This window comes from Streptomyces sp. SID3343 (assembly GCF_009865215.1).
Classification (GTDB): Bacteria; Actinomycetota; Actinomycetes; order Streptomycetales; family Streptomycetaceae; genus Embleya.
Window position 1 is genome coordinate 1 of sequence record NZ_WWJX01000433.1, and the last position, 9,799, is coordinate 9,799.

At 72.3% G+C, this 9,799-nt stretch carries 6 protein-coding genes and 1 pseudogene; 4 read left to right on the top strand and 3 right to left on the bottom strand.

Annotated elements, in window-relative coordinates; genetic code table 11:
* Positions 1-1,696: pseudogene (locus tag GT354_RS14125) on the bottom strand (serine/threonine protein kinase); the annotation flags it as partial.
* Positions 1,697-2,006: 310 nt separating this feature from the next.
* Positions 2,007-2,165 (bottom strand): SflA family class IV lanthipeptide, encoded by a 159-nt coding sequence (locus GT354_RS52580; protein WP_202511879.1) that lies wholly within the window; start codon positions 2,163-2,165, stop codon positions 2,007-2,009.
* Between the two features lie 290 nt (positions 2,166-2,455).
* Between GT354_RS52580 and GT354_RS14130 the strand changes: the two genes are divergently transcribed.
* From GT354_RS14130 to GT354_RS14145, 4 genes are all read left to right on the top strand, one after another.
* Positions 2,456-3,535 (top strand): dihydrodipicolinate reductase, encoded by a 1,080-nt coding sequence (locus GT354_RS14130; RefSeq protein ID WP_161356660.1) that lies wholly within the window; start codon positions 2,456-2,458, stop codon positions 3,533-3,535.
* Positions 3,532-4,011: a carboxymuconolactone decarboxylase family protein gene (locus tag GT354_RS14135; RefSeq protein WP_161356661.1), complete on the top strand. Its 480-nt coding sequence runs from the start codon at positions 3,532-3,534 to the stop codon at positions 4,009-4,011. Before GT354_RS14130 ends, GT354_RS14135 begins: the two co-directional genes overlap by 4 nt.
* A 209-nt stretch (positions 4,012-4,220) precedes the next feature.
* The gene (locus GT354_RS14140; RefSeq protein WP_161356662.1) at positions 4,221-6,779 is read left to right on the top strand and encodes a SpoIIE family protein phosphatase; all 2,559 of its coding nucleotides are present in this window, start codon (positions 4,221-4,223) and stop codon (positions 6,777-6,779) included.
* A gap of 88 nt (positions 6,780-6,867) precedes the next feature.
* Complete coding sequence (locus tag GT354_RS14145) at positions 6,868-9,015, top strand: SpoIIE family protein phosphatase (protein ID WP_161356663.1); 2,148 nt, start codon at positions 6,868-6,870, stop codon at positions 9,013-9,015.
* Positions 9,016-9,178: 163 nt separating this feature from the next.
* On the opposite strand, the gene GT354_RS14150 is transcribed toward GT354_RS14145, so the two are convergent.
* A partial coding sequence (locus GT354_RS14150) for a TetR/AcrR family transcriptional regulator (RefSeq protein WP_161356664.1) occupies positions 9,179-9,799 on the bottom strand: 621 nt, incomplete at its 5' end.

Sequence of the window (9,799 nt, forward strand, 5' to 3'; positions counted from 1 at the left end):
CGACGCCGGTTCGGCCGGTGTACAACGCGGAGGGCAGCGAAGCCAGTTCGGGGTGGGTCGCGGTGCGCCGGGCCAGGTCGGCGACGGCCTCCGCGACGCCCGGGTGGTCGGTGTGGTGCAGCAGTTCCAGGCCCACTCCGGCCGCGCCCGCGTAGAGCGCGAGGGTCGACCCCGGGTGGCGCGCCCCCGGCCCGGCCGGCAACTCGGCGGCGGCGCGCGCACACGAGTCGACGGTGTGCGCGATCACCGCGTCGAGGAGCCCGGGCGTGATCCGCGGCGGCGCCGGCAGTCGGCGCCCGCGCACCGGTACCGGCGACCCGTCCCGCAACCACCCCGCACACGACGCTCGTTCGGCCGGATCGAGACTGAGCAGCCCGGCAATCAGCGCCCGAACCGGCCGGTGGACGGCGCCCGGCAGCACGGCGGCCAGACACGCGAGCGTGCGGTCGCGGTTGATCGCGTGGTCGGGATCGACGATCACCGGTTCCATGCCGGTCAGCGCGTAGTGCAGCGTCGCGCCCAACGCGTAGAGGTCGTCGGCGGGATCGGGCAGGCCACCGGCCCGATACACGGGCAGGGAGTAGCCGGGTGTCGCCCCTGCGGGTCGCCGCCCCGCAAGTGCGCTGATGCCGAAGTCGACGAGCCGGCAGGACCCGTCCGCGGCGAGCACGACATTGCCCGGTTTGAGGTCGCACATCACCACGCCGCGCGCGTGCACCGAGTCGAGCACCGCCAGCAACCGGCGGGCCAGCGCGATCACTTGGCGCTCGGCCCGAGCGTCCCCGGGCCGGTACGGACCGTGCTCCAGCACGTCGCGGCGCAGATCGAGCGGACCGCAGTCGCCGGTGACCAGATACTCGTCCTCGCCGTGTCGCACGTAGTCGACGACGCGCGGCACCCCGTCGAGGTCGTGCAGGGCCGCCAGCACGGCGCGTTCGTTGCGCAGTCTGCCTCGGGCGTCCACCCCGAGCCGGTCCTCACCGGCGTACGCCCTGGCCTGTTTGACCACCACCCGCGCAGCGGTCGCGGTGTCGAGCGCGCGGTAGACGTCACCGTGCGGGGATCGCGCAATGCCAGCGGTGAGCCGGTAGCGCCCGCCCACCAGGCGCTCGGTTCGCGCCGAGCCGGGGGCGGCGGCACCGAACGGGTCGCCCACCCAAGGCGGTTGGCGGTAGCGGGTGCCGGCGCGACCGGGAAAGCGCTGCCCGTCGGGTCCGGTCATCACCAGCGTGGCGTCATCGGTCCCGGTCGCCCGAAAGGGCCCGTAGCGGTAGTACACCGGGGCGTCGGGGCGCACCCGCCGATCACTGAGCACGCGCGGTCCGCCGCGGCCGGCCAACACGTCGGCCAACTCCCGGCCCAGCGCGGCCACGTCGTCGCCACGCGGGTAGACGGTGATCGCCTTCCCGACCAGGGCCGGATCCTTGATTCCCGCGTTCATCTCCTGCAACACCGCCACGCTCACCGCGAACTTGGCCTCGCACATGTGGCGCAGCAGCACCGGCACGAGCAGATCCAACGTCGCGAGGAAGTCGTCGGGCCGCGCCGAGACGTGCAGCTTCCAGCCGTGTTCGAGCGCGGGCATGCGCGGGTCGAACAGGTAGAGCCAGGCGTCGTCCGCGCTGCGGCGCCGGTCGTGGCCGGCAACGAGGACGTCGATTCGCTCACGCAGATCCTGCGCGGATCCCTTTCGCACCGACCGCACTTTGGCCCCGTTCCCCCGCCGATCCCACCATCGCGCGTCCGCGCGAAGTCCGCCACCGGCTACCGGAGTCGCATCACATACGCGGCAACGGGTGGTATCGCGACGTCCCGCACCCGCCGCCGGCCCGCGCACCGTCGATTCGCCTCCCGAGCGCACCCGGGAGGCGAACGGCGGTGCGCTCGACGGTCGACGGCCGCGGCCGGAATCCCGAGACCGGGTGAACCGGGTCGGTCACCTCACCGCGCACCCGAACCGCGCCCGCGTGGGCACGCGAGTTCGAGTCGGTGGCGCCGGATCGGACCTACTGGTCGCACCCGACGCGGGTGGTCGCGGTGGGCCACGGTTCGGGCAGACACGCCTCGATGCTGCGGTCGGGGTCCGACCCGTCCTCGAACTCGATCGCCTCTTCCTCCACGTCGAGCGGGCCGGCGTCGCGGATCTCCAGTACCACGGGGCTCATATCGATCCTTCCTGCAAAGGGGACGGACAGGACATGGTTTCGTTCGGCCGTGCGCGGCCGCCGCGTTGCGCACGCGACCGCCCCTTCGGACGTCGAGGGACGCGAGGGCCGTCGTACCCGCCACAGTCTCCTGGACGGCGGCGAAAGAAGAACGTGTCAATCCGGCCGACTTGTGGCGTGACTTCGCGGTCGCTTCGGCGGTTTCGGCGTCGAGTCCACCAAAGCCGATCAGGCAATCGTTGCGCGCACGGCCCTATGAACCGAAGCCGGCTGGAGCTACCCTCCAGCGCATGATTTCTACGGTTGTCTGGGGTACCGGCAACGTCGGCCGCGCGGCCATCCGCGCCGTCGAGGCCCACCCGGCACTGAATCTCGCGGCCGTGCTCGTCCACAATCCCGACAAGGTCGGCCGCGACGCGGGCGAACTCGGTGACCTGGACGACGAGTTGGGTGTCACGGCGACCGACGACATCGACGCGGTGTTGGCCGCGCGGCCCGGCGCGGTGGTGTACGCGGCGTCCGGCGACATCCGTCCCGACGAGGCCCTCGCCGACATCGTCAAGGCGATCCGGGCCGGCGCCGTGGTGGTGAGCACCGCGCTGTACCCGCTCTACGATCCGCACAACGCCGCACCGGAGTTCCGCGAGCCGGTGGTGGCCGCTATCGCCGAGGGCGGCGGTTCGCTGTTCGTGTCCGGGGTCGACCCCGGTTGGGGCAACGACGTGCTGCCGCTGCTGATCAGCGGGCTGGGCAGCCGGGTGGACGTGATCCGCTGCCAGGAGATCTTCGACTACTCCACCTACGACCAGGAGGACTCGGTCCGCAACCTGGTCGGCATGGGCCAACCCATGGACTACGGCGCGCCGATGCTGTGGCCGGAGATGCCGACCATGGTGTGGGGCGGCCAGATTCGGCTCATCGCCAGGGCGCTGGGCGTCGAACTGGACGAGATCCGCGAGACGATGGACCGCCGCCCGCTCGACACCTCCGTGAGCACCCGCACGATGGGCGACTTCGAGGCCGGCACCCAGGGCGCGGTGCGCTTCGAGGTGCAGGGCATCGTCGAGGGCGAGCCGCGCATCGTCATCGAACACGTCACCCGTATCCACCCGTCGTGCGCTCCGGACTGGCCGACGCCGCCCGGCGGCGACGGGGCGCACCGGGTGATCATCGAGGGCCGGCCGCGTATCGAGGTCACCATCGAGGCCACCGACGAGGGCGAGAACCGATCCGCGGGCGGCAACGCCACCGCGGTCGGCCGGCTGGTGAACGCCATCGACTGGCTCGTGGACGCGGATCCCGGACTCTACGACGCCCTCGACGTCCCGCTGCGGCCCGCAGTCGGCAGACTCGGAAGGAAACGCGCATGAACATCGATGTCCCCGAGGACAAGGACCCGATCGCGTACGTGTGGGGGGAGATGGTCCCCGGCATCGGCCTCGCGGCCGCGAACTTCTCGATGTCGGTGTATGAGCACACGACGCTGTCGCTGCGCGAGTTCGAGGCCGCACGGCTGCGGATCGCCCAGATCAACGGGTGCGTCTTCTGCCTGGACTGGCGTACCGAACGCGACGGCCTCAAGGTCGAGGACGAGTTTCCCGAGGCGGTGACGCAGTGGCGCACCACCGACGCCTTCGACGACCGCACCCGGTTGGCCGCCGAGTACGCCGAGCGCTACGCCGAGGACCACCACAACCTCGACGACGAGTTCTGGGCCCGGATGAGCGCGCACTACAGCCAGGTCGAGATCGTCGAGCTGAGCATGAGCATCGGCTCGTGGTTGGCGTTCGGCCGGCTCAACCACGTGCTCGGCCTCGACAGCGTGTGCGTACTGCCCGGTCATTGAGGGTGGTCGCGCATCGAGCGCGTGCGGGCGCTCGCCGGCGTACCCGAGTCGGCCCGGCCGGCGCGGGTACGCCGAGGTCGGCGGTGGGCCGTTTCTCGGACGGTCCGTGCGTTTGACATCGGCAGCGGGCGGGCGTGCCCTGGGAGTATGTGCGAGCGAGCGGTGGAGGAGCCTGCGCACCGCGACGCGCGACGACCGGGGTGCGCCCCGTGACCGGCCGGCAACCCGGGCGTGAGGGTGCGCACGGCGTGCTGCGCGAGCCCCGGACCGCACCCGAGCTCGACGAGGCGTTCGACGCGGTGCTGAGCGCCTGCCTGGGGGAAGCGGTCCAGGCCGCGGGCGCCTACGGCGGCGTGGTGTACATCCGCTCGCGGGATCGGCGCTCGCTGGTGCTGGTGAAGGTCGCGGGGTTGGCGGTCTCCCAGTTGGGTCCGTGGTTCCGGTTTCCGGTGAGCGGGGCGCTGCCCGCGTCCGAGGCGTTCCGCACCGGGCGAACCGTGTTCCTCGCCGACGAGGGCGAGACCATGCGGCGCTTCCCGCAGTTGGCCCTGGGCACTCCGTACGCGTTCGCCTCGGCGGCCACGCCGGTGCGCGCGGGCGCGGAGGCATTCGGGGTGATCTGCGTGATGTGGCCCGCCAACCCCAGGCGCGGCCTCCCGTCCTCGCGAAGACGTGGATTGCGGGCCGCGGCCAGGCACCTGGCGAGCGGGCTCAAGGAACTGTCCGTGCGCGGCCTGTCCGTCGAATACGACGGTCGGCCGACGGTGACCCCGCTGCCCGCCCCCGCGTTTCCGCTGATCCGGGTGGGGCTTTTCGACTGGAACGTGGCGACGGGCGACTTCGACGCCGACGACGAGATGTGCCACCTGTTCGGGGTCGATCCCGCCGAGTACGACCGGCGTGCGACGACGCTGGCCGCCCGGGTGGTCTCCGGTGGCGGCCGGGCGTTCCGCGACGCCGCGGAAAGCGCGGCGGAGACCGGCCGGGTGCTCGCGTGGCGACTCCAGGTGCTGGGCGCCGACGGGGTGCGGCGACCCCTGGAGGTGTGGGGCCGAGTCGCCGACAACGACTTCGGCGGGCACTCGCGGCACCTGGTCGGCGCGGTCTTGGACCTGGGTACGGGCGCCGCCGCCGCGGGGGCGATGGAGCGGTTGAACGACGGGGTCTTCTCGCTCGATCCCGACGGTCGGATCACCTACGCCAACCACAAGCTGGAGGGCCTGCTCGGCGTCCGGCTCGCGGACGTGCTGGGCAAGACCCCGTGGGAGGCCCTGCCGTGGCTCGCCGACCCCTCCTACGAGGACCGCTACCGCGCGGCGATGTTGTCCCAGCACCCGGCGTCGTTCCTGGCCCGGGCGCCGCGCGATCGGTGGCTGGCGTTCGCGCTCTACCCGGACCCGTACGGGGTGACCGGCAAGGTCGTGCCCGTGGGGGCCCCGTCGGACGCGCCGGGCGAGCCGGGCGGACCGGGTGACCTGGACGCCGATTCGTCGGCGGGCGAGAACGGCGAGATCGACGCCGCCTCGCCGCGGCCGGGAGCGATGTACCACATCCTCCAGATGGCCGGCGCGCTCACCGAGGCGGTGTCCGTCGACCAGGTCTGCAAGGTCGTCGCCGACCAGATCCTGCCCGCCTTCGGCGGCGGGGAGATCGCCATCAACATCGTCCGCGACAAGCGCTTCTACCTGGCCCGGCAGGCCGGCTATCCCGAAGGCTTCCTGGACCGGTTCGAGGGTGTCCCGCTGGACGCCCCGCTGCCGGGGGTCCAGGCGCTCGCCCGCGGTCTGCCGATCTTCTTCGAATCGGCGGAGGATCTGGCCTCCGCGTATCCGGGGATCCCGCTCGACGACATGTGCGCGTGGGCGTTCCTGCCGCTGATCGCCTCCGACCGCCCGGTGGGCAGTTGCATCATCGGGTTCGCCCAACCGCACGTGTTCACCCTGGAGGAGCGCTCGGTGCTGACCGCGCTCAGCGGCCTGATCGCGCAGGCGCTGGAGCGCGCCCGACTCTACGACGCGGAGTTCGCCCTCGCCCGCGGCCTCCAGCACGCCCTGTTGCCCCATCGGCTGCCGTCCCTGGCCCGCCTGGAGATCGCGGCCCGCTATCTGCCCGGCACGCAGGGCATGGAGATCGGCGGCGACTGGTACGACGTCATCGACACCGGGCGCGCGGTGGCCCTGGTCATCGGCGACGTCGAGGGACACAGCGTCGCCGCGGCCGCCACGATGGGACAACTGCGCAGCGCGGTTCGTGCCTTCGCCACCGGCGGCCAGGAGCCCGAAGGGGTCGTGCGGTGCACCAATCGACTGCTCGCCGATCTGGACACCGGCCTGTTCGCGAGCTGCTGCTACATCGAACTCGATCCGCGCACCGGCGACGCGAAAGTGGTCCGCGCCGGCCACCCGCCCCCGCTGCTGCGCGATCCCGACGGACGAACCCACGTCGTCGAGACCACCGGCGGCACCCTGCTCGGTGTCGACCGCCACTCGCAGTATCCCGTGACCAGGCTGTCCCTGGCGCCGGGCTCGCTGCTCGCGCTGTACACGGACGGGCTGGTGGAGGATGTCGGCGTCGACATCGACGACGCCATCACCCGGATGTGCGCTTCGCTCTCGCGCCCCCTCGATGGTTCCGCCCCCGCTTCGAAGGGAACCGTCCCCTCCTCCGACGCACCCGTCTCCCGACTCGTGGACCGCATGCTGAGCGACGCGGGCCGCCTGAGGGAGCGTGCGGACGACGTGGCCGTACTGCTCACCCGCTGGACCTGAGAGGACGCCCGCTGAAAGGAACCCGAGGCCGGCGTGCGTCGATCCGCCGAAGCGCGACCATGGGAGACGGAGGACGGAAAGGTTCACGATGAGCGCATCGCACACTCCGAACGACGACGACGCGGGGAACCCGTCCATCATGCCCTGGGGGGCGGACCGGGCCCTGTGGGGGCACCTGCTCGGTCAGGCGCCGATCGGCATGGCCGTGGTCGACCTCGAACTGCGGTGCGTCTGGCTCAACGACACCTTGGAGCGCAACGGCGGCATCCCGCGCGCGCAGCGCCTGGGCAAACGGCTCAGCGACGTCCTCCCCGGCCTGCCGGCGGACCTCATCGAAGCGCGGATGCAACTGGTCCTGGACAGCGGGACGCCGCTGATCGACCACGAGTATCAGGGCCGCACCGCCGCCGACCCCACGCACCTGCACGCCTACTCGACGTCGTTCTTCCGCCTGGAGGACATCGACGGAAGCGCGCTCGGACTGTGCTACATCGTGGTCGACGTCACCGACCGCTGGCGCGCTCGTCAGCGGCTCGCGCTGCTGAGCGACATCGGGGCGCGGATCGGGACGACCCTTGACGTGACCCGTACCGCCCAGGAACTCGCCGACGTCGCGGTGCCCGACCTCGCCGACTTCATCGCCGTCGACCTGCTCGAACCGGTCCTGGACGGCATCGAGCCGGCGCCCGGCCCGGTGGGGTCGAACACCGTGCTGCGCCGGGTCGGGCAGCGCTCGGTCGAGCGGGGCAGGCACGGCGACCTGCGCGACGACCTGTACGAGTCGATCGCTCGAACGGGCGAGCGCGCGTCGGTGGTGCCCAGTTCGCCCGCCGCCCGCTGCCTCGCCGACGGCAAGGCGATCCTCGAACCGGTGCTCGACCCCGCGATCCTGCCGTGGTTGGCCGACGACGGGGAGTCCTCGGATCGCACCCGCGCGGTCGGGCTGCACTCGATGATGGTGGTCCCGATCCAGGCGCGCGGCACCGTTTTGGGCGTGACCCACTTCTTCCGGCGCGGCACGCCCGACCCGTTCGAGAGCGACGACCTCATCCTCGCCGAGGAGTTCGTCTCGCGTGCCGCCGTGTGCATCGACAACGCGCGCCGCTTCACCCACGAGCACGCCGCCGCGCTGACCCTCCAGCGCAGCCTGCTACCGCACGGGCTGCCGGCCCAGACCGCCGTCGAGGTGACCAGCCGCTACCTGCCCGCCGACGATCGCACCGGGGTCGGCGGCGACTGGTACGACGTCATCCCGCTGTCCGGGGCGCGGGTCGCGCTGGTCGTGGGCGATGTGGCCGGTCACGGTCTGCATGCCGCCGCGACCATGGGACGGCTGCGTTCGGCGGTCCAGACCCTGGCCGACCTGGACATGTCGCCGGACGAGTTGCTGGCCCACCTCGACGACCTGGTCATCCGATTCGTCGACGAGCAGGGCACCGGCGAAGGCGGCGTCGACACGACGGCGCTGGGCGCCAGTTGCCTGTACGCGGTGTACGACCCCGTGAGCCGCATGTGCACGCTCGCCCGCGCCGGCCACCCGCCACCGGCCGTGGTCCGCCCGGGCGGTGAGGTGGAGTTCCTCGACCTGCCGGCCGGACCGCCGTTGGGGCTGGGCGGGCTGCCGTTCGAGTTCGCGGAGTACGAACTGCCCGAGGGCAGCCTCCTCGTGCTCTACACGGACGGCCTGATCGAGACCCGCGACCGCGACGTGGACACCGGCCTCGACCGGCTCCGCGCGTCACTCGCCCGCCCCGAGCGGCCGTTGGACGAGATCTGCCGATCCGTCCTGGACAGCGTGGACAGCACCCCGGCGGACGACGTGGCCCTGCTCGTCGCCCGTACCCGCACCCTGGACTCGTCGCGCGTCGTCTCCTGGGACCTGCCCGCCGACCCCGCGTTCGTCGCCGAGGCCCGCGATCTGGCCGGCCGGCAGCTCACCGAGTGGGGGTTGGACGACATCGCGTTCACCACCGAACTCGTGGTCAGCGAACTGGTCACCAACGCGATCCGCTACGCCGACGGGCCGATCCGGCTGCGGCTGATCCGCGACGACACGTTGATCTGTGAGGTCACCGACGCCACCAGCACGAGCCCGCGGATGCGCCACGCCCGTACGTCGGACGAGGGTGGCCGCGGCCTGTTCCTGGTCGCCCAGTTCACCCAGCGCTGGGGCACGCGCTACACCACGACCGGCAAGACGATCTGGACCGAACAGACGTTGACTCCGGCGTGGTGAGCGGGTGGCCAAGGCGTCGGGGTCGTCACGCGTCGTGGGTTTCCCGGTGGGCGTGCTCGTGGCGCACCTCGGGCGGGGCCTGCCGGCGGCGGGCGGACGGGGCCGGCATGTTCTCCGGGTGGGTCTCGCTCGGTGGCCTCTCCCGCGGCACCGGGAATCGGCGTCACGGCGACGCGGGAAGTCGGCCGGCCGCCGGGAGCAGTCGGGCCGCCACCGTCCGGCCGTGCGCGAGCGGATCCGGCTCTCGGGCGCGGAGCAGGCCGGCCATCGCGCCGTCGTACACGAGCAGTACGTCGGCGGCCAGGGCGGCGGGGTCCGGGCCGCCGACGGCGTCGGCGAGGAGGGCCAGTCTGGTGCCGAGCAGCGCGGTTTCCGCCGCGATGACCGCGTGGGCGGGGTGCTCGGGTGACGGCAGTTCGGTGCCGGTCGCGAGAAAGGCGCACCCGCGTCCGGGGATGTATCGGGATCGGTAGGCGGCGACGGCGTCGAACAGCGCCAGCAGCTTGTCGGCCGGGGTGTCCGCCGCGTCGACGGCCGCCTGCCAGGTCGTGTCCCAGCGGTCCAACCGGCGTTGCAGGGCGGCGACGATCAGGCCGTCCTTCCCGCCGAAGTGGGCGTAGAGCGTCCCGGGCGAGACGTGCGCCTGCTCCAGAACCCGGTCGACGCTCGTGCGGCCGATGCCGTCGCGGTAGAAGAGCTCGTCGGCGGCGTCGAGGAGGCGGTCTCGGGGAGCCGGGTCCGGTTTCGGGAACGCGGGGGCGGGTGTGGTGTGGGTGGGTGTGGT